This window comes from Burkholderia lata (assembly GCF_902499025.1).
Taxonomy (GTDB): Bacteria; Pseudomonadota; Gammaproteobacteria; order Burkholderiales; family Burkholderiaceae; genus Burkholderia; species Burkholderia lata_C.
On sequence record NZ_CABVPW010000009.1, the window covers coordinates 96718 to 115527 of the forward strand.

The 18810-nt window shown below is 68.2% G+C and carries 20 protein-coding genes; 7 read left to right on the top strand and 13 right to left on the bottom strand.

Translation table 11 applies throughout. From position 1 onward, the window contains the following. Window positions 1-19: 19 nt before the first annotated feature. The gene (locus BDI24065_RS11270; protein ID WP_175031305.1) at window positions 20-937 is read right to left on the bottom strand and encodes a LysR family transcriptional regulator; all 918 of its coding nucleotides are present in this window, start codon (window positions 935-937) and stop codon (window positions 20-22) included. A gap of 128 nt (window positions 938-1065) precedes the next feature. Between BDI24065_RS11270 and BDI24065_RS11275 the strand changes: the two genes are divergently transcribed. Together BDI24065_RS11275 and wrbA are read left to right on the top strand one after the other, a co-directional pair. Beyond that, window positions 1066-1791 carry a pirin family protein gene (locus tag BDI24065_RS11275; protein WP_175031306.1) on the top strand — a complete coding sequence of 242 codons (726 nt, stop codon included), beginning with the start codon at window positions 1066-1068 and terminating at the stop codon, window positions 1789-1791. 61 nt (window positions 1792-1852) lie between these two features. Then, window positions 1853-2455, top strand: a complete 603-nt coding sequence (wrbA, locus tag BDI24065_RS11280; RefSeq protein ID WP_175031307.1) for an NAD(P)H:quinone oxidoreductase — start codon at window positions 1853-1855, stop codon at window positions 2453-2455. A gap of 91 nt (window positions 2456-2546) precedes the next feature. On the opposite strand, the gene BDI24065_RS11285 is transcribed toward wrbA, so the two are convergent. From BDI24065_RS11285 to BDI24065_RS11315, 7 genes are all read right to left on the bottom strand, one after another. Continuing rightward, on the bottom strand, window positions 2547-2852 hold the full coding sequence (locus BDI24065_RS11285) for a hypothetical protein (RefSeq protein WP_175031308.1): 306 nt from the start codon (window positions 2850-2852) through the stop codon (window positions 2547-2549). 235 nt (window positions 2853-3087) lie between these two features. Then, window positions 3088-3822 carry an LrgB family protein gene (locus BDI24065_RS11290; RefSeq protein ID WP_175031309.1) on the bottom strand — a complete coding sequence of 245 codons (735 nt, stop codon included), beginning with the start codon at window positions 3820-3822 and terminating at the stop codon, window positions 3088-3090. Continuing rightward, entirely contained in the window at window positions 3819-4190 is a 372-nt protein-coding gene (locus BDI24065_RS11295; protein ID WP_089429982.1) for a CidA/LrgA family protein, read from the bottom strand. Before BDI24065_RS11295 ends, BDI24065_RS11290 begins: the two co-directional genes overlap by 4 nt. A gap of 184 nt (window positions 4191-4374) precedes the next feature. After that, window positions 4375-6327, bottom strand: a complete 1953-nt coding sequence (locus BDI24065_RS11300) for an ATP-binding protein (RefSeq protein ID WP_254609731.1) — start codon at window positions 6325-6327, stop codon at window positions 4375-4377. Between the two features lie 135 nt (window positions 6328-6462). After that, complete coding sequence (locus tag BDI24065_RS11305) at window positions 6463-7116, bottom strand: FlhC family transcriptional regulator (protein ID WP_254609732.1); 654 nt, start codon at window positions 7114-7116, stop codon at window positions 6463-6465. After that, window positions 7113-7436, bottom strand: coding sequence for a flagellar transcriptional regulator FlhD (locus BDI24065_RS11310; RefSeq protein ID WP_039355302.1), 324 nt, complete (start codon window positions 7434-7436; stop codon window positions 7113-7115). The genes BDI24065_RS11305 and BDI24065_RS11310 overlap by 4 nt, the downstream gene beginning before the upstream one ends. Before the next feature lie 3 nt (window positions 7437-7439). Next, window positions 7440-7634, bottom strand: coding sequence for a hypothetical protein (locus BDI24065_RS11315; RefSeq protein WP_175031310.1), 195 nt, complete (start codon window positions 7632-7634; stop codon window positions 7440-7442). A 218-nt stretch (window positions 7635-7852) separates the two neighbouring features. Between BDI24065_RS11315 and BDI24065_RS11320 the strand changes: the two genes are divergently transcribed. Together BDI24065_RS11320 and BDI24065_RS11325 are read left to right on the top strand one after the other, a co-directional pair. After that, on the top strand, window positions 7853-8482 hold the full coding sequence (locus BDI24065_RS11320) for a response regulator (protein ID WP_122950163.1): 630 nt from the start codon (window positions 7853-7855) through the stop codon (window positions 8480-8482). 92 nt (window positions 8483-8574) lie between these two features. Continuing rightward, window positions 8575-10290, top strand: coding sequence for a hybrid sensor histidine kinase/response regulator (locus BDI24065_RS11325; RefSeq protein ID WP_175031311.1), 1716 nt, complete (start codon window positions 8575-8577; stop codon window positions 10288-10290). A gap of 126 nt (window positions 10291-10416) precedes the next feature. On the opposite strand, the gene BDI24065_RS11330 is transcribed toward BDI24065_RS11325, so the two are convergent. The 4 genes from BDI24065_RS11330 to BDI24065_RS11345 all read right to left on the bottom strand — a co-directional run bounded on the left by BDI24065_RS11330 (window position 10417) and on the right by BDI24065_RS11345 (window position 13505). After that, window positions 10417-11457, bottom strand: a complete 1041-nt coding sequence (locus tag BDI24065_RS11330) for an alpha/beta hydrolase (RefSeq protein WP_175031312.1) — start codon at window positions 11455-11457, stop codon at window positions 10417-10419. A 65-nt stretch (window positions 11458-11522) separates the two neighbouring features. Further along, on the bottom strand, window positions 11523-11948 hold the full coding sequence (locus tag BDI24065_RS11335) for an organic hydroperoxide resistance protein (RefSeq protein WP_175031313.1): 426 nt from the start codon (window positions 11946-11948) through the stop codon (window positions 11523-11525). Between the two features lie 224 nt (window positions 11949-12172). Further along, window positions 12173-12739, bottom strand: a complete 567-nt coding sequence (locus BDI24065_RS11340) for a TetR/AcrR family transcriptional regulator (RefSeq protein ID WP_174949751.1) — start codon at window positions 12737-12739, stop codon at window positions 12173-12175. Between the two features lie 169 nt (window positions 12740-12908). Beyond that, on the bottom strand, window positions 12909-13505 hold the full coding sequence (locus tag BDI24065_RS11345) for a TetR/AcrR family transcriptional regulator (RefSeq protein ID WP_175031314.1): 597 nt from the start codon (window positions 13503-13505) through the stop codon (window positions 12909-12911). Window positions 13506-13647: 142 nt separating this feature from the next. Here BDI24065_RS11345 and BDI24065_RS11350 point away from each other — a divergent pair, with 142 nt between their 5' ends. From BDI24065_RS11350 to BDI24065_RS11360, 3 genes are all read left to right on the top strand, one after another. Further along, window positions 13648-14667 (top strand): alpha/beta hydrolase family protein, encoded by a 1020-nt coding sequence (locus BDI24065_RS11350; protein WP_175031315.1) that lies wholly within the window; start codon window positions 13648-13650, stop codon window positions 14665-14667. Between the two features lie 98 nt (window positions 14668-14765). Beyond that, window positions 14766-16619: an ABC transporter ATP-binding protein gene (locus BDI24065_RS11355; RefSeq protein ID WP_175031316.1), complete on the top strand. Its 1854-nt coding sequence runs from the start codon at window positions 14766-14768 to the stop codon at window positions 16617-16619. Between the two features lie 124 nt (window positions 16620-16743). Further along, window positions 16744-17256: a DUF4262 domain-containing protein gene (locus BDI24065_RS11360; protein WP_175031317.1), complete on the top strand. Its 513-nt coding sequence runs from the start codon at window positions 16744-16746 to the stop codon at window positions 17254-17256. 51 nt (window positions 17257-17307) lie between these two features. On the opposite strand, the gene BDI24065_RS11365 is transcribed toward BDI24065_RS11360, so the two are convergent. Beyond that, a complete protein-coding gene (locus BDI24065_RS11365) occupies window positions 17308-18798 on the bottom strand; it encodes an aldehyde dehydrogenase (RefSeq protein WP_175031318.1) in 1491 nt (496 codons plus the stop codon). Window positions 18799-18810: the final 12 nt, after the last annotated feature.

The window sequence follows — 18810 nt, forward strand, 5'->3', positions numbered from 1 at the left end:
TTCCCCGCAAACCGGCCCGCTACCGCGCCCGGCCCGCGCCGCCCTTCACCGCCGGCGCAGCCTCCGCGAGGCGCTCCGCGAGAAACCCGATGAACGTGCGCAGCGTGACGAACCCTTCCCGATGCTGCGGAAACACCGCATTGAGCGTGATCGGGGACGGCGCATACGCGTCGAGCACCGGCACGAGCGCGCCGCTGTCGAGCGCCCCGCCGACGATGAAATCCGGCAGCAGCGCGATGCCGAGCCCCGCGATTGCCGCGTCGCGCACCACTTCGCCGTTGTTCGCGACGAGCGGCCCCTGTACGTCGAACGTGCGCGCCGCGCCGTCGACGCGGAATTCCCAGCCGATGCGCCGCTCGCGCCCGTACAGCACGCACGTATGGCCGGCGAGATCGGCCGGCGTCTGCGGCGTGCCCTGCCGCTTCAGGTAGGCGGGGCTCGCGCACGCGACCATCCGCCACGCGCCGAGCGGGCGCGCGATCAGCGTCGAATCCTCGAGCGAGCCGATCCGCAGCACGAGATCGAAGCCCTCGCCGATCAGGTCGACCCGCCGGTCGGTCAGGTCGAGGTTCAGCCGCACCGCCGGGTGCGCGGACAGGAATTCGGCGATCAGCGGCGACACGTGCGTGATCCCGAACGACAGCGGCGCGCTGATCTTCAGCGACCCGTGCAGCTCGGTGCTGCGCACCGACATCGCCTGCTCGGCGTCGGCGATCTCCGCGAGGATCCGCTGCGCACGCGCATAAAACTCCTGCCCCGATTCGGTCACCGCGAGGTTGCGCGTGTTCCGGTGCAACAGCCGCACGCCGAGCGACGCCTCCAGCGCCATCGTGCGCCGGCTGACGAACTGCTTGGACAGCATCAGCTGGTCGGCCGCCGCCGTGAAGCTGCCCGCATCGACCGTCGCGACGAAGATCCTGAGATCGTTGAGTTCCATATTGTCCACTCCATAGCGACAGTCATTATCTCTACAGCCATTTATTTGTCAAATCGATTGACCTAAGATTCATCTCAACGAACGGCCGGGCCCACTTCCGAGGTCCGGCGTCTTGAGGAACAAAAATCATGATCGAAATCCGTGCAGCAAACCAACGTGGCCGTGCGGAGCATGGCTGGCTCAGCTCCCGTCATACGTTTTCGTTCGCGAATTACTACGATCCGAAGCAAGTCGGCTTCTCCGACCTGCTCGTGATCAACGACGACCGCGTCGCGCCGGGCCGCGGCTTCGGCACGCACCCGCACCGCGACATGGAGATCCTGTCGTACGTGCTCGACGGCGCGCTGGAACACAAGGACTCGATGGGCACCGGTTCGGTGATCGTGCCGGGCGACGTGCAGTTGATGAGCGCCGGCACCGGCGTGCGCCACAGCGAGTTCAACCACTCGCCGGAGGTGCCGGTCCACTTCCTGCAGATCTGGGTCGGGCCGTCCGAAAAGGGTGCCGAGCCGCGTTATCAGCAGACGAACGTCACGGCCGGCGACAAGCGCGGCAAGCTCGCGCTCGTCGTATCGCCGACCGGCGACGCCGGTTCGCTGAAGATCCGGCAGGACACGCGGATCTACGCCGGCCTGTTCGATGGCGATGAGCGTGCCACGCTGGAACTGGCGCCGAACCGCTTTGCCTACGTGCACGTGGCACGCGGCAGCGTGACGGTCAACGGTGTGACGCTCGGCGAAGGCGACGGCGTGCGCATCCGCGACGAACAGGCGCTGACGATCGCCGACGGGAAGGATGCCGAAGTGCTGGTGTTCGACCTGCGTCCGGTCGAAGTAACGGCCGAGTGGGCATGACGCCCGTTCGGGAAACCGGGCCCCGCTGAACGCGGGGCCCTTTTAATCGGAGATTCGCAACATGGCCAAGGTACTCGTTCTTTACTACTCGTCCTACGGGCACGTCGAAACGATGGCGCAGCACATCGCGGAAGGCGCGCAATCGGTGGCGGGTGTCGAGGTCACGCTCAAGCGCGTGCCGGAAACGATCCCCGCCGACCAGGCCCGGGCGATCGGCGTGAAGGTCGACCAGGCTGCCCCGGTCGCGACGGTGGACGAACTCGCCGACTACGATGCGATCATCTTCGGCACGCCGACCCGCTTCGGCAACATGGCCGGCCAGATGCGCACGTTCCTCGACCAGACCGGCGGCCTGTGGATGAAGGGCGCGCTCGTCGGCAAGATCGGCAGCGTGTTCGCGTCGACCGGCACGCAGCACGGCGGCCAGGAAACGACGATCACGTCGTTCCACTCGACGCTGCTGCACCACGGGATGGTGATCGTGGGCGTGCCGTATGCATGCAGCGGCCTCGTCAACATGAACGAAATCACCGGCGGCACGCCGTACGGCGCGACCACGCTCGCCGGCGCGGACGGCAGCCGCCAGCCGAGCGCGAACGAGCTCGACATCGCGCGCTACCAGGGCAAGCACGTCGCGGAAATCGCGAGCAAGCTCGCGTCGTAACGCGGCGGCCCGGCCGTTCGGTCGGCCTCGCACACGCGCAAACGGCGCCGGTCGATCCGGCGCCGTTTGCGCTGTGCCCGACGCCCGGCCGTTACTGGCCCGACGCCGGCGCGGCCGGTGCTGCCTTCTTCGCAGGCGCCTTCGCTGCGGCGTTTTGCGGATAGTTGCTCTGGTCGTTGGTCAACCGGTAGCCGCTACCCGTGCCGATCGCCTTCAGGTCCGACGCGTGCCGCGCCCGGGCGGCCTTGCGGGCCGCCTTCTTCTGCGCCTTGTCGAGCTGCTTCTGCGTCGGCGCGGACGCCGGATCCTGCGCGTATGCCGCCGGCGCGGCGGTCAACAGCAGACCGAACGACGCCGTTACTGCTACTGCCACCGAAACCACGCGAGACTTCTTCATGGCCGGATCTCCTTGTCGATTGTTGGTTGTGGGTCGAACACCGGCGCGCACACGACCGCTTGCGACATCGGCGCCGATGCAACGTTAGCCGATCAGTATTCCGTTGTCCGTGTGCGTTCCTGAATTCTCCTGATAACGGCCACGATAGGTGCGTACCGCATGCGCCGTCGTTTCGGCGCGTCGCCCGCGCCATCAGGGAAACCGATAACCCGGCCTCGCCCGGCCCGGCCGGCGCTCAGACCCAGCGCGACAGCACCGGCAGCAGGATCGGCACGACGAAGGCCGTCAGCACGCCGTTCAGCCCCATCCCGAGCCCGGCGAACGCGCCGGCCTCCTCGCTGACCTGGAATGCGCGCGCGGTGCCGATCCCGTGCGACGCGACGCCGAGCGCGAAGCCGCGCACGGCCGGTTCGTCGACGCGCAGCACGTTGAGGATCCCGCGTGCGCACACGGCCCCGAAAATCCCGGTCGAGATCACGAGCACGGCGGTGAGCGACGGAATCCCGCCGATCTCGGCCGCGACGGCCATCGCGATCGGCGTCGTCGCCGATTTCGGTGCGAGCGACGCGATCGTCTGGTGCGACGCGCCGAACAGCGCCGCGATGCCGACCGCCGACACGATCGCGGTCAGCGAACCCGCGAGCAGGCCGACCAGCAGCGGCACCGCGGCGCGACGCAGCTTCGACCACTGGCGGTACATCGGCAGCGCGAGCGCGACGGTCGCGGGGCCGAGCAGGAAGTGGACGAACTGCGCGCCTTCGAAATACGTCGGATACGGCGTATGGGTGATCGTCAGCAGCACGACGATCAGCGCGACCGCGATCAGCACCGGGTTCGCGAGCGGGTTGAAGCGCGCCCGCGCATAGACGGCCTGCGCGAACAGGTACGCGATCAGCGTGATGGTCAGGCCCAGCAGCGGCGTCGCGGCGAGATAGACCCAGATCGCGCCGAGCTTCGGGAAGGCCGTCATCGCGTGCCCTCCGCCGCGCCGCCCGCGCGCCGCTGGCGCCGCAGCAGCGCACGCGTGACGAGCGCGGTCACCGCGATCGCGAGCGTGGTGCTGACGGCCAGCGCGACGACGACCGCGACCGCATCGCCGCGCACGCGGTCGGCCGACACCATGATGCCGACGCCGGCCGGCACGAACAGCAGCGACAGGTGGCGCAGCAGCTCGAGCGCGGTCGGCTCGATCGCATCGGCCACCTGCGGGCGCAGCATCACGAAGCCGAACAGCAGCAGCATGCCGATCACGGGGCCCGGCACCGGCAGGCCGAACAGGTAGGACACGCCTTCCCCGAGACACTGGAAGGTCAGCAAGACCGCGAACGCCTGCAGCATGAACCGCTTCTCCCGAACGGAGCCGCGCCGCCGGGCGGCCGCGCGACCGATGGCCGGCGGCTTGCGGCGCCGGCGTGAACGATACGGGCGATCGTACCAACTTCGCACGATATCGGACATCGCCGAGTGCGGTTGCGGGAAGACACCACCGGCTGCACGGCATGCGGCCTCCCGCCGCCACGCGTCACCCCAGCGCAGGCTCGGCCGACACCGTCCGGCCCGGGTCGTGCGCGTTGCCCGATGCGCCGGCCACGGGCAGCGTGAGCGTCACGGTCGTGCCCTGCCACGGGGCGCTGCGCACGCTGATCTCGCCGCGGTGCCGGTCCACGACCGCCTTGGCGAACGCCATGCCGAGCCCCACGCCCTTCGTGTCGGGCTGCCCTTGCAGGCGAAAGCGCCGGTAACGCTCGAACAGGCGCGCCTGATCCTCGGCCGCGATCCCGTAGCCGCGATCGCGAATCACGCAGCTCACCGACGCGCCGCCGTCGGCCAGTTCGACGCTGCACTCGATGCGGGTATGCGCCGCGCTGTAGTCGACCGCGTTCCCCAGCAGATTGACCAGCGCACGCGACAGCAGCGCCGGATCGCCGCGCACGAGCGCGTCGTCGCACGACGGTACGTCGTCGATTGCGATGTGCTTGTCCCGCGCGCGCAGCCAGATTTCGTCGCGCGCCTGATTCATCAGGTCGGCCACGTTGACGAGTTCCGACGCGTACTCGCCCGCCTCCGCCCGCGACACCTGCGCGAAGCCGTCCGCCATCGCCAGCGTATGACGCGCCAGCCCGTCGATCTCGTGAAGGCGCTCGCGCACCGTGCAGTCGGGCGGGCAGGCGGCAGGCGCGTTCACGAGCACGATGACCGAGGTGAGCGGTGCGCGCATGTCGTGCGAGAACAGCGTCAGCATGTCGTTGCGCTGCCGCTCGAGCAACGTGCGATGGACGTAGGCGCCGCGCAGCGCGTCCAGTGCGTCGTTCACGTGCACGATCTCGGGGCTCGTGCCCGGAATCCGGACGATCGGCGATACGTCGCCCTCGCTCAACGCGACGATGCGCCGGCTCAGCGCATCGAGCGGCTTCGACAGCGTCCGCTGCGTGCCGCGCACGAGCAGGAACAGGATCGCGATGCAGCAGGCGGCCTCGGCGGCCGACACCGCCATCCTGACGCGCGCCGCATCGCGCAGCTCGACCGCACGCGCACGCGTGAGGTCGAGCACGTGGTCGCGCAACCGCTCCGATGCTTCGAGGTCCCGCATGACCCGCGACGAGAAATCCTCGGCGTTCATCGCATACGCGCCCGTGCGGCCCGCGCGGAGCGTCGCGGCGACGAGCGGCAGGAAGCTGCCGTCCATCGTGTCGTTCAACCGCACCAGGTCGTTCGACAGCATCGCGTCGTCGAGCGGCGGTGCGAACGCGCCGGCGATCAGTGCGCGGAGCTGCACGATGCGCCCGCGCATCTGCAGGATGCGCGCAAGCCGATCGTTGTCGAGCGCCTCGCTCCTGACCAGCGGCGCGACGAACAGCGAGCCGAGCCGGCCCGTGTATTCACGCAGGTCGCCCAGCAGGCGCGCGAGGACCAGCGCGCCGGCCGTGTCCGGATGGCGCATCGCCGTACCCGCCATCACGCCGCTGGTCAGCGCCGCCAGATCGTCGGCGGCTGCGAACATGCGGTCCTGCGCGGCCTGCACCTGCCACGTCGCACGCGCCGCCGCGGGCCGCGCGGCGAGCGCGTCGACTTCGCCGCGCGCGCCGGCCAGCTCGGCGCGAATCGACTCGAGTGCGTGCAACGCGGCCCCGCGCTCGGACGCACCGGGCGCCGCCGCCCGCGCGAGGTCGTGCCGCAGCCCATCGAGCGCCCGATCCGTGTGCGCACGCGCCTCGCGCAGGGCCTGCGCTTCCATGGCCGAATCGCGCCGCCGCAGCGCCAGCACCCGGTTGGCCGGCCAGCGTTCGGCCGAGATCCGGTTCGACGCGATCATCACGCACTCGACCAGCGCGAAATCGCGCAGATCGAGAATTCCCTGCCGGTACTGCCGATAGCTTTCCCACAGATTCGTGCCGCACGCGACCGCCGTCAGCATCGCGACGAGCACGAAGCCGGCACGCATCCGCTGCCGGATCGAGAGGCCGCGCAGGTTCACGATACCGGCCCGTTGCGCGAAGGAGGCGCGCCGCCTTCGCCATCGGGCGAGCGCGCCGCCCCGGCCGACGCGACGTGCCGGCCGGCGCCATGCGTCGCGGGCCGCGCGGGCCCTGCCGCGGCCGCCCTTGCCCCGCTAGACTGCACACCATTCTCCCGATGATTCGTCTGCGGCGCTTCCGCTGCCGCGACAGGACGCGACGGCGGCATGTGGGTCCTGCCGTCGCGTATGACGCGTACCGGGCGCCACGCGCGGCGGCGTACCGGCCGCGCGCTTGCCGGCACGCGCCGGCAAGCGGCACGCGACGCACACGGGATGCCGGCGCAGCGCGTAGCGGTAGGTGATGAACGCCGCGCTGCAATCCCGGCATCGGGCGATGTCGAGCGCGCCGGCGTCGACGAAGCGCACCAGCATCCACGCGCGTGTCAGGTCCAGCGGCAACGCGCAGCACGCGGCATCGCCCTGTTCGGCGTACAGCGTATAGGCCTTGACGAGCGCCTCGAGTCGCGGGCAGCCCGCCTGGTTGCGCAGGAAGCGGTAGATGCTGTGGAACAGCGATGCATGAAGGTTGGCGAACCACGTCATGTACCAGTCGATCGACGACGGCAGCAACCCCTTCGGCGCGGCCACGCCACGCACTTCGCGATACAGGCGCACGAGGCGGTCGCGCGGCAACCCGCACTCGATCTCCAGCATCTGCAGCCGCGCGCCGAGCCGGATCAGCGCCGCCGCGTGCATCGTCAGTTGCGCATCGTCCGCGAGGCCGTGCCGCGCTGCCCGGCCGTTCACGATGTTTCCTCGTCGGGTAGCGCAAGGCCGGCCAGCACCATCGCGGTATGCACGCGCACGAGATCGACCGGCGGCGTCGCGCGGGTCAGCGCCGACAGCACGCCGTACCGGCCCGGCCGCAACGCGCAGATCAATTGCCCCGCAGACGCGAGCTCGTTCATGTGCTTCATCGACAGCGCGGCCAGCGCGGCGGCGACGTCGGCGGTCACACCCAGGCGGAACATGCCGGTTGCGCGATCCGACTGCAGCAGTCGCTGCGCAAGCCACAGATACGACATGTTCAGTTCCCACATTGCATCACTGTCGTTGGCAACCTTCATCGTTCACCTCGATTCATGCGCGATCAGGATCAATGATTCGCCGTCAAAACGCGTGCCGGTCATCCGGTTGTTACGAACCGTTATTTTTTCCGTTCGGCGTGGATAACAGACATTCACTGCTGCCGAACGACGCGCATCGTGTGCGTGCATCGCGCCGTCGTTCAGTCCCGAGGCGGCCGCCTGCTTCGTCGCTCGCATCGCCGCGATGCCGGCGGCGCATCGAATGGCGCGCCCGCATTCGCCTGCATTGCGAACTGTCGTGATTGAGTCTCGGCGATATTCCGCTGAATGTAAATGCGACGTTAGACGCAAGACAGATGCGGGACAAACGCGACTTTAGTATTAAGACTTTCGTCTTGTACAATCCGGTTCGTTCGTAGCGGTCCGCTTCCGGATTCACATATTCAAGCGTCCTCATGAAAATTCTGATCGTCGACGATCACGCGATCCTGCGGGATGGCGTGGAGATGCTGCTGCGTCAGGGTGACGACGACACCGTCGTCGTCCAGGCGAGCAGCGCCGATGACGCGGTGCGGCTGCTCGACGAGCACGCCGACCTCGACGCCATCGTGCTCGACCTGAAGCTGCAGGGCATGGACGGCCTCGATGCGCTCGCCGTCTTCGCGACGATGCGCCCGGGGCTCCCCGTCATCGTGCTGTCGTCGTCCGAGGATCCCGGTGCCGTGCGCAGCGCGTTCGCGCAGGGCGCGATGGGTTACGTGCCGAAGTCCGCGAGCCCCCGCACGCTGCTGTCCGCCATCCGGATCGCACTCAACGGCGAGCGTTACGTCCCGCCGCTCGTGCTCGACGACCCCGCGCTGCAGCATCAGGACGGCGCCGCTGCAGCACGCGGTTCGATGCTGACGCAACGCCAGATCGAAGTGCTGCGCTATCTCGCGGAAGGCGTACCGAACAAGGTCATCGCCGACAAGCTGGGCCTGTCCGAAAAGACCATCAAGGCGCACATCACCGCGATCTTCAAGACGTTGAACGTGATCAACCGCACCCAGGCAGCGGCGGCCGGCAGAAAGGCCGGCCTCATCTGACCGGATGCCGGTGCGCGCGTCCCGGCATTGCCATGCCGGCGCGAATCGCCTAGATTTTTCTCATCCCTTCCGCCCGCTCGAGGAGCCTGCGCATGACGCGCGTCGACGAACCGCCCGAAGCGCCGGACGAGCACGATGCGTCGTTCGACCTCGCCGCCGACGTGATCGCGCGCTGGCAACGCCTCGTCGACCTGATGGCGGAAATCGTCGGCGTGCCGGCCGGGCTGATCATGCGCAACGTCGGCCGCGACATCCAGGTGCTGGTGGCGAGCCGCAACACCGGCAATCCGTTCTATCCGGGCGAATCGGCCGAACTGCACGGCTCGGGACTCTACTGCGAGGCGGTCATTGCGAGCGGCGATACGCTGGTCGTGCCGGATGCGCGGCAATCGGCGCAGTGGCGCAACAACCCGGACCTGCGCGTCAACATGGTCTCGTATCTCGGCCTGCCGATCCGCTGGCCCGACAACACGCCATTCGGCACGATCTGCTTGCTCGACTGCAAGGAGAATGCGTATTCGGAGCGCTACATCCGGCTCGTCGAGGAATTCCGCGACCAGATCGAGATGCAATTGCAACTGATGCGCGCGCAGCGGATTGCCGAGCGCGAACGCCAGCGCGCCGCGCAGCTGGCCGAGAACTTCCGGCGGCAAAAGGATCTCGCGACCGAGGCCGTGCACGTCAAGTCGAGCTTTCTCGCCGCGGCGAGCCACGACCTGCGCCAGCCCGTCCACGCGTTGAGCCTGTTCGTCGGCGCGTTGCGGCACGTCCCGATGCCGGCCGACGGCACGCTGCTCGTCGATCGCATCGACCAGTCCGTCAACGCCATGGATGCGCTGTTCACCGCGATCCTCGACATCTCGCGGCTCGACGCAGGCGTCGTGCCCGTCCATCGCCGGCCATTCGCGATCGGCGCGGTGCTCGAGCGCGTGTGCCGCGAGGTCGCCGCCGACGCGCATGGCAAAGGCCTGTCGCTGTCGTACGTGCGCAGCACCGCGATCGTCGATTCCGATCCGGTGCTGATCGAGCGCATCGCCCGCAACCTGCTGTCGAATGCGGTGCGCTATACCGACGCCGGACGCATCGTCGTCGGCTGCAGGCGCACGCGCCGGCATGTGCGCCTGCAATTCATCGACACCGGGCGCGGCATTCCGTCCGACCAGCAGGCGCGCGTATTCGACGACTACTACCAGTTGCGCCATCGCGGCGACGAACCCGAACGGGGCGTCGGCCTCGGACTGGCGATCGTGCGGCGCCTCGCGGGGCTGCTCGACTGTCCGCTGACGCTGCGCTCCGAGCCCGGGCGGGGCTCGTGCTTCGAACTGCAGCTGGCGCGGCTGGACACGGCCGTGCCGCCGAGCGCCACCGCCGACGAGATCGCCGTCGACGAGGCGACTGCCGCTGCACACCTCGTGGTCGTGATCGACGACGAAAGCGCGATTCGCGTCGGCATGTCGATGCTGCTCGAGCGCTGGGGCTACCAGGTCGTCACGGCCGCGTCGGTCGATGACGCGATCGCGTGCCTGGCATCGTGCGACGTCCGGCCGACCCTGCTGATCTGCGACCTGCACCTGCATGGCGACCAGAACGGGATCGGTGCGATCGCGCGGCTTCGCGACGAGTACAACAGCGCGATTCCCGCGATGCTGATCACGGGCGACACGACCGCGCGGCGGCCCGGCCGGCTGAAGCACGGCGGGTTCGTGCTGCTGCACAAGCCGGTGCCGAGCGACAAGCTGCGCGCGGCGATCGCACGCCTGCTGCATGCGCAGCCACCCGGACAGCGGTCCCGGACGAGCGCGGGATAGTCGCCGGCGCGCTGCGTCGCTTTCGCATCCCGCCCGCCGGCTGCACGCAAAAACGGCGGGCATGTGCCCGCCGCCGTGTCTTCGCACGCGCACCGCCTCGAGCGCGGCGCGCGCGTGAACGGTCGCTTACTTCAACCGCGTCGCGATTTCATTCGCCATCGCCTTCGTCGCGGCCTTCGTCGGCGCATCCGCGGCCAGTGCGTTCAGCAGGCCGAAATCGTGGATGGTGCCGTCGTAGCGCGTGGTCGTCGCGTCGACGCCGGCCGCGTCGAGCTTGCGGCCGTACGCTTCGCCTTCGTCACGCAGCACGTCGAACTGCGCGACCTGGATCAGCGCGGGCGGCAGGCCCTTCAGCTGCGCGGTGCTCGCGCGCAGCGGCGACGCGTAGATCTCGTTGCGTTGCGCTTCGTTCTTCGTATAGGCGTCCCAGAACCACTTCATCATCGGCCGCGTCAGGAAGTGACCTTGCTGATACGCGTTGTACGAGCCCGTGTTGAAGTTGTGGTCCGTCACCGGCCACATCAGCCCCTGGAAGCGGATCGCGGGGCCGCCCTTGTCCTTCGCCATCAGCGCCACCACGGCCGCCATGTTCCCGCCGACGCTGTTGCCGACCACCGCGAGGCGACTGCCGTCGACACCGATCTCCGCGCCGTGCGCGGCCACCCACTTCGTCGCCGCATACGCCTGGTTGATCGCGACCGGGTAATGCGCTTCCGGCGACGGCGTGTAGTTCACGAACACCGCGACGGCCCCCGATTGCACGACGAGGTCGCGCACGAGACGTTCGTGCGTCGGGAAATCGCCGAGCACCCAGCCGCCGCCGTGAATGAACATGAACACCGGCAGCGTGCCCGTCGCGCCTTGCGGGCGGACGATCGTGACCGGCACGGACACGCCGTCCTGTTCGATCGTGCGGTTCGACACGTCGATACCCGACAGGTCGACCTTCGTACCGTTCTGCGCATCGACCAGCACCTGCCGCGCCTTCGCGGGACTCAGCGTTTCGAGGCCCGGGCCCTTCTGGCCGTTCAGCGCGGCGAGGAAGGCGCTCGTCGTCGCATCGGGCCGCACGGCTTCGGCGCCGGCGCCCGCGGCGAACACGGTGGGCGCGGCGGACAGTGCGGTGGCGACGGCGGCAGCGATCAGCAGCGGCTTGACGATCTTCATGGTGTAACTCCTTGGCTCAACCTGTGAATGACAATGTGACGATGGATGATTTGGAATGCGTACGATCAGACGAGCGTGAGCGTGACGTCGATGTTGCCGCGCGTCGCGTTCGAATACGGGCACACGAGGTGCGCACGCTCGACCAGCGTCTGCGCGGTATCGCGGTCGAGGCCCGGCAGCGAGATCTTCAGTTCGACTTCGATGCCGAAGCCGTTCGGGATCGCGCCGATGCCGACGCTGCCTTCGATCGCGGCGTCCGCGGGCATCGCAATCTTGTCGCGGGCCGCGACGAACTTCATCGCGCCGATGAAGCACGCGCTGTAGCCGGCGGCGAACAGTTGCTCGGGGTTCGCGCCTGCACCGCCCGCGCCGCCGAGCTCGCGCGGCGTGGTCAGCTTCAGGTCGAGGCCGCTGTCGGGCACCGTCGCACGGCCGTCACGGCCGCCGGTGGCTTTTGCATGGGCGCGGTACAGCACTTTTTCGATCGACATGACAGACTCCTTTTTCAATCAGTGAGTGAAACAGCCTTCCAACCCGGGACCGCTTGCCGGCTGCCCGGCAGCCGGCGTCGCGTTTATTTATCTACTCATAGATAGATAAACATCCCCAAAAAATGCAGGTGCTTGATCCACCTGCCCAAAAAATCTATCTACTCCCAGATAGACAACAAGACCCAACAAAAGGCGGCGAACCGCCTGACTGCTTGCGCCGCCCGTCAGGACCGCGTTTTCCAGACCGCCTCGACATCCTCGAGGCGCGCCCGCGTGTGAAACAGCCGGCTGGCCAGCACGCTGCCCTGGAACGCCGCATACAACGTGCGCGCGGCCGTTTCGGGCTTGCCGCTGAACTGCAGCGTGCCTTCCTTCGCGCCCTGCGCCAGCAATTCCGCGAGCCAGCTCTCGTTGGCCTTGAAGAACGCCTGCACGGCCTGCCGCACGTTCTCCGGCAACGATTCGATATCGGCCGCCAGCATCCCGCACAGGCAGATCATGTTGCCGTCGCCGAGCGTGCGGCCGAACATCTTCGTGTACAGGCTCAGCTTCACGTCGGCCGGCAGCGCCGGATCGATCGCCCGCATGGCCGAGAGGACGTCGTCGCTATAAACCGACACCGCTTCCAGCACGAGGTCGTCCTTCGACGGGAAGTAGTAGTGGATGCTCGACGTCTTCACGCCCACCAGGTCGGACAGGTCTCGATAGCTGAAACCGTTGTAACCGCGCAGCATCATCAGCGTGATCGCGTGGTCGAGAATCTGTTCGCGGACGGTCGGTTTCGTTTCCATGGATCGAACTTTATCTACTCATAGATAGAGAGTCAAGGGATTTTTTAAGGGCACGATCTATGCCCTGCCAGGCGTCCCGCCCGCGCTCACCGGCTAAAGGCCGCCCAACGCGCGCGCCGGGTTCGGATAGCGCCCGAACCCGACGTGCGTCAAGCCGGCCCCGCCACACTTACTGCGGCTTCAGCATCCGCTGAATGATCGTCCGCAGCATCGCCCGGTGCGCGCGCGGCTTGAACCCCGGCTCGAACACGACGCGCCCGACCGCGCCTTCCGCGAGCGCGAGCAGCCACGTTGCGACGAGATCGGGCTTCAGGCTGCCGTCGATCTTCCCTTGCGCGACACCGCGCTTGATCAGCGCGACCATCCGCCCTTTCACCTGCGCCTCGTTCGCCGCGAACAGCGCGGCGACGTCCGGATTGCGCGTCGCCTCCGCCGCGGTCTCGACGCTGATGCGCGCATAGACCGGATCGCTCGACAATTCCATCAATGCCAGCGCGATCTCCTCGATCGCGGTCAGCGCATTGTCGGCGTCCGCATACCGCGCGAACAGTTCGGCCATCTCGCGCTGGTCCTCCTGCGCGACCGCCTCGATGATCGCCGCCTTCGTCGGGAAATAGTGGAACAGGTTGCCGGGGCTCATGCCGGCCGCCTTGCAGATCGCGGCGGTGGACGTCGCATGGAAGCCGTCGCGCGCAAAACAGTCGATCGCGGCGTCCAGGATCTGGCGCCGCTTCGCTTCCACTCTTTCAGGGTCGATCTTTCTCAACAGGAACTCCGTGCTAGACGTTCACTCGAATCTTTATTAGACTGATTAGTCGATCTATTATCGTGGCGAAGTCCTGCAGGCGTCAAGGCATCGTGTCCGTGCCGCCTGCGACCTCCGCTCGCACCATCGCTCCGAGGGCCGCTTGAAACGAATCGTCATTGCCGGCATCGCGCTCGCCCTGCTCCTGCTGGCCGCAGTGGGTGCAATCGTGTTGCGCGGCCTGTCCGATTTCGAGCTGAAGGGCGCGGAAATTTCTACGCTCGCATTCCGCGCCGGCGACGCCGACCTCGTCGGCACGCTCGCGCTGCCGGCCCACGCGCCCGATGCGCCGATCGTGCTGCTCGTCCACGGCGACGGGCCGCGTACGCGCTTCTCCGACGACGCGATGCTGCCGCTCGTGAACAGCCTGCTCGACGCCGGCATCGGCGTGTTCGCATGGGACAAGCAGGGCACCGGCCGCAGCAGCGGCGACTGGCTCGCGCAATCGATGCACGACCGCGCGAACGAAACGATCGCCGCGATGGCGCGCGTGCGCGCCGCCGCCGGTCCTGCGCACAAGATCGGCCTGCTCGGCTTCTCGCAAGGCGGCTGGGTGATTCCGCGCGTCGCGAATGCGGTGCGGCCCGCGTTCTCGGTGATCGTCGGCGGGGCCGTCAGCTGGCGCCGGCAAGGCACCTACCTGACGCGGCAGCAGCTCCAGGCAACCGGCCTGCAGCCGGATCGAATCGATGCGACACTGGCCGCCGAGCGACGCGACAACGACGCGATCTTCGGCCAGGCGGACGTGCCGGCCGATCCGCGCCGCCGCCCCGACATCGAGCCGCGCCGCTTCGGCTTCATCGCACGCAACTACCTGGAAGACGCGTCACAGGCGCTCGCGACCATGCAGGGGCCCGTGCTGGCCGTGTGGGGCGCGCAGGACCGCAATGTCGATCCGGTCGACGAGGCGAACACGTACACGCATGCGTTCGCGAACCGGCCCGACCGGCGCGTGGTGGTCGTGCCCGATGCGACGCATGCGCTGCTGCGCGCCGGCTGGTTCGACTACCAGCTCGAGTCCGACTGGCCGACGTGGAAGCAGTGGCTGTACACGGCGCTCGGGCGCGATGCGTATGCACCGGGCACGCTCGGCCCGATCGAGGCGTGGATCCGCGCGCAGTGAACACGTGTGCAACACGGCGGCGCCGCGAAGGGCGTCGCGCATGAAACGGGCAATACGGGCCGCGCCGGTCGGCGTGGCCGCATCAAGGAGAGGTTTCAATGTTTTCGTGGTTTGAACGGCGCCTGCCGACTTTCCCGCTCGAAGATCCCGCCACGCCGCCGCGGGGATTCTTCTCGTTCGTCTGGGCGTGCACGAAAGGCGCGCGCAGCTGGATCCTGCTGATCGCGCTGACGTCGGCCGCGCTGGCCGCGTACGAAGCCGCGCTGTTCGCGATGATGGGCCGCGTGGTCGACTGGCTCGCGTCCGCGACGCCGGCCGAATTCGGCGGCCGGCACTTCGGCACGCTCGCCGGTTTCGCGGCGATCCTCGCCGGCAGTACGCTGCTGATCGCGCTGCATACGATGGTCAAGCACCAGGTGCTCGCGATCAACTTCCCGATGCGGCTGCGCTGGCTGTTTCACCGGCTGATGCTCGACCAGAGCCTGTCGTTCTACGCGAACGAATTCGCGGGCCGCGTGACGACCAAGATCATGCAGACCGCGCTCGCGGTGCGCGATGCGCTGTTCATGTCGGTCGACGTCGTGATCGGCGTCGCCGCGTACCTGATCGGCATCCTCGCGCTCGCGGCCAGCTTCGACTGGCGGCTGATGATCCCGCTCGCGCTGTGGGCGCTCGGCTACGGGCTGGCGTGTGCGTTTTTCGTGCCGCGCCTCGGTGCCGTCGGCAGCCGCCAGGCCGATGCGCGCGCGCTGATGACGGGCCGCATCACCGACGCGTACTCGAACATCACGACCGTGAAGCTGTTCTCGCACACGCGGCGCGAAGCCGACCACGCGCGCCGTGCGATGGAAGCGTTCAAGGCGACCGGCGACGCGCAGATGCGGCTCGTCAGCGCGTTCGAGGTCGTCAACCACCTGCTGTCGACGCTGCTGCTGGTCGGCTCGACCGGCCTCGCGCTGGTTCTGTGGATGCATGGCGAGGTGAGCGCGGGCGTCGTCGCGGCGGTGATCGCGATGGCGCTGCGCCTGTCGAGCTATTCGCACTGGATCATGTGGGAGATGACCGAGCTGTTCGAGAACGTCGGCACGATCCAGGACGGCATCAATACGCTGACGAAGGTGCGCAGCGTGGTCGACGCGCCCGATGCGAAGGCGCTTGCGGTGCAGCGCGGCGGGATCGTGTTCGACAACGTGCAGTTCGTGCACGAGGACAACGACCGTGCCGTGTTCGACGGGTTGAACCTGACGATCCGGCCCGGCGAGCGGATCGGCCTGATCGGCCGCTCGGGCGCCGGCAAGTCGACGCTCGTGAACCTGCTGCTGCGTTTCTACGACGTGGGCGGCGGCGCGATCCGGATCGACGGGCAGGACATCGCGCACGTGACGCAGGACAGCCTGCGCAGCGCGATCGGGATGGTCACGCAGGATACGTCGCTGCTGCACCGGACGATGCGCGAGAACCTGCTGTACGGGCGCCCCGACGCGACCGAGCGCGAGATGCACGACGCGGCCGTGCGCGCGGAAGCGTCCGAGTTCATCGACCGGCTGCGCGACCGCCACGGCCGCAGCGGCTACGACGTCGAGGTCGGCGAGCGCGGCGTGAAGCTGTCCGGCGGCCAGCGGCAGCGCGTCGCGATCGCGCGCGTGATGCTCAAGGATGCGCCGATCCTCGTGCTCGACGAAGCGACCAGCGCGCTCGATTCCGAAGTCGAAGTCGCGATCCAGCGCAGCCTCGACGGCCTGATGAGCGGCAAGACGGTGATCGCGATCGCGCACCGGCTGTCGACGATCGCGGCAATGGACCGGCTGATCGTGCTCGACGAAGGGCGCATCGTCGAGGAAGGGACGCACCAGCAGCTGCTGCAGGCCGGCGGCATCTATGCGGGGCTGTGGGCGCACCAGAGCGGCGGGTTCCTCGGTGAAACGGCCGACGCGGAAGGCGCGGAGCAGTAGCCGGAACCGCTGTGGCAACATGGCGGCGCAGCGATCGGCGGCGGATTCGGCCGCGATCGCTTGCCCACCGGCCGGACGCTATCGCCCGGCTCCCTGTCGCTCCACAAAGATCTCGGGAGTTCCCATGACCACGCGACCGGATATCGCCACTGCGCTCGACGCGCCCGATTCGGTGCTCGACGAAGCCGAGCAGCGATTCGTGAACCAGATTCGCCAGCACGGGTGGTTCCGCACGGAAGTGTTCGCGGAAGGGGGCGCTCCGGGGTTCTCGTTCACGACCGGGCTGTGGGTCAACCACGGTTTTCCGGAAATCATCGTGTTCTCGTTGCCGGCGCGCATCGTCCACGACGTGCTGTGGGACGTCTACCGGATGGTCGCGGCCGGCACGCCGCCCCCGGTCGGCGAAGTCACCGCATCCGTCTACGCCAACGCAAACGCGCTCCTCATGCCGGTCGAGCAAGCCCATTACGAAGCCCATCTCGGCTGGAACCGCTGGTTCTACGGCAACGACGACTTCCCGTGTGTCCAGCTGATGTGGCCCGACCGCAACGGGATCTTTCCGTGGCAGCCGGAGGCGGACGACGCGTTGAATGCCGCGCAGCCGCGGCTGTTCGTATGCGGCGACGATCGACACTGATCTGCGTACCGGATGGCGCGGCATGCCGCAAGCGTACCGCGCCGCCCTTGGCTACAGCCGCACGATCGTCGATTTCAGCTCGGTGTACTTGTCGAGCGCATGCAGCGACTTGTCGCGACCGTTGCCCGACTGCTTGTAGCCGCCGAACGGGAAGTTCAGGTCGTCGCTGCCGTCGCCGTAGCAGTTGACCCACACGGTGCCCGCGCGCAGCCGCCGCGCCACCGCATGCGCGGTCGAGACGTCGGCCGACCAGACAGCCGCGGCCAGTCCATACTCGGTGTCGTTGGCGATCCGCACGGCCTCGTCGACATCGTCGAACACGATCACCGACAGTACCGGCCCGAAAATCTCCTCGCGCGCGATCTTCGCATCGGGCTTCACCTCGAACACCGTCGGCTCGACATAGAACCCGCCGGTGTCCTCGCGCACGCGCGCGCCGCCCGTGACGAGCTTGCCTTCGTCGCGCCCGGCGCCGATATACCCCATCACGCGGTCGAGCTGCATGCGATCGACGATCGCCCCCATCGTCACCGACGGATCGAGCGGATGCCCCGGCGCGAAACGTCGCGACGCATCGACCAGCTTCGCGACGAATGCATCCTTGATGTCGCGATGCACGAGCAGGCGCGAGCCGGCCGTGCACACTTCGCCCATGTTGAAGAAGATCGCGTCGGCGGCGGCCTGCGCGGCGCGGTCGAGATCGGGGCAATCGCGCAGCACGATGTTCGGCGACTTGCCGCCGAGCTCCAGCCACACGCGCTTCAGGTTCGACTGCGCGGCGCACGCCATGATCTGCTGCCCCGTGCGCGTCGACCCCGTCAACGCGATGCAGTCGACGTCGCGATGCAGCGCGAGCACCCTGCCCGGCTCCGCGCCGCCCGGCACGACGCTGAACACGCCGGGCGGCACGCCGGCGTCGCACGCGAGCTGCGCAACGCGGATCGCGGTGAGCGGCGATTTCTCGGACGGCTTGAGCACGACGCTGTTGCCGGCCGCGAGCGCCGGCGCGAATTTCCACGCGGCCATCAGCAGCGGAAAATTCCACGGCACCACGGCCGCGACGACGCCGATCGGCTCGCGCGTGACGAGCCCGACCAGATGAGGGTCGACCGGCGCGACTTCGCCGCCGACCTTGTCGATCGCTTCCGCATACCAGTCGACGCAATGCGCGGCGGCCGGCACGTCGATCGCCGTGGTATCGGCGATCGGCTTGCCGGTGTCGAGTGTCTCGAGCAGCGCAAGTTCGTCGAGATGCTCGCGCATCAGCGCGGCCCAGCGCTGCAGCACCGCCTTGCGGGCGCGCGGGTTCATGCCGGCCCAGCTCCGCGCATCGAACGCGCGGCGCGCGGCCGCCACCGCGAGGTCGACGTCGTCGGCGCCGCAATCGGCCACGTGCGCAAGCACGCCACCGTCGATCGGGCTCACGCAGGCGAAGGTCGCGCCGGTCTGCGCGTGGCGCGCGTCGCCGTCGATGAACGCGCGCCCTTCGATCCGCAGCACGGCCGCGCGAGCCTGCCAGTCTTCGAATGTCGGTTGATTCATGTGTTTCCTCGT

Excerpts from the sequence above, each read along its gene's own strand:
- BDI24065_RS11270 (WP_175031305.1), bottom strand. The coding sequence starts at position 937 with ATGGAACTCAACGATCTCAGGATCTTCGTCGCGACGGTCGATGCGGGC.
- BDI24065_RS11275 (WP_175031306.1), top strand. The coding sequence starts at position 1,066 with ATGATCGAAATCCGTGCAGCAAACCAACGTGGCCGTGCGGAGCATGGC.
- wrbA (WP_175031307.1), top strand. The coding sequence starts at position 1,853 with ATGGCCAAGGTACTCGTTCTTTACTACTCGTCCTACGGGCACGTCGAA.
- BDI24065_RS11285 (WP_175031308.1), bottom strand. The coding sequence starts at position 2,852 with ATGAAGAAGTCTCGCGTGGTTTCGGTGGCAGTAGCAGTAACGGCGTCG.
- BDI24065_RS11290 (WP_175031309.1), bottom strand. The coding sequence starts at position 3,822 with ATGACGGCCTTCCCGAAGCTCGGCGCGATCTGGGTCTATCTCGCCGCG.
- BDI24065_RS11295 (WP_089429982.1), bottom strand. The coding sequence starts at position 4,190 with ATGCTGCAGGCGTTCGCGGTCTTGCTGACCTTCCAGTGTCTCGGGGAA.
- BDI24065_RS11310 (WP_039355302.1), bottom strand. The coding sequence starts at position 7,436 with ATGAAGGTTGCCAACGACAGTGATGCAATGTGGGAACTGAACATGTCG.
- BDI24065_RS11315 (WP_175031310.1), bottom strand. The coding sequence starts at position 7,634 with ATGCGAGCGACGAAGCAGGCGGCCGCCTCGGGACTGAACGACGGCGCG.
- BDI24065_RS11320 (WP_122950163.1), top strand. The coding sequence starts at position 7,853 with ATGAAAATTCTGATCGTCGACGATCACGCGATCCTGCGGGATGGCGTG.
- BDI24065_RS11325 (WP_175031311.1), top strand. The coding sequence starts at position 8,575 with ATGACGCGCGTCGACGAACCGCCCGAAGCGCCGGACGAGCACGATGCG.
- BDI24065_RS11330 (WP_175031312.1), bottom strand. The coding sequence starts at position 11,457 with ATGAAGATCGTCAAGCCGCTGCTGATCGCTGCCGCCGTCGCCACCGCA.
- BDI24065_RS11335 (WP_175031313.1), bottom strand. The coding sequence starts at position 11,948 with ATGTCGATCGAAAAAGTGCTGTACCGCGCCCATGCAAAAGCCACCGGC.
- BDI24065_RS11340 (WP_174949751.1), bottom strand. The coding sequence starts at position 12,739 with ATGGAAACGAAACCGACCGTCCGCGAACAGATTCTCGACCACGCGATC.
- BDI24065_RS11355 (WP_175031316.1), top strand. The coding sequence starts at position 14,766 with ATGTTTTCGTGGTTTGAACGGCGCCTGCCGACTTTCCCGCTCGAAGAT.
- BDI24065_RS11360 (WP_175031317.1), top strand. The coding sequence starts at position 16,744 with ATGACCACGCGACCGGATATCGCCACTGCGCTCGACGCGCCCGATTCG.
- BDI24065_RS11365 (WP_175031318.1), bottom strand. The coding sequence starts at position 18,798 with ATGAATCAACCGACATTCGAAGACTGGCAGGCTCGCGCGGCCGTGCTG.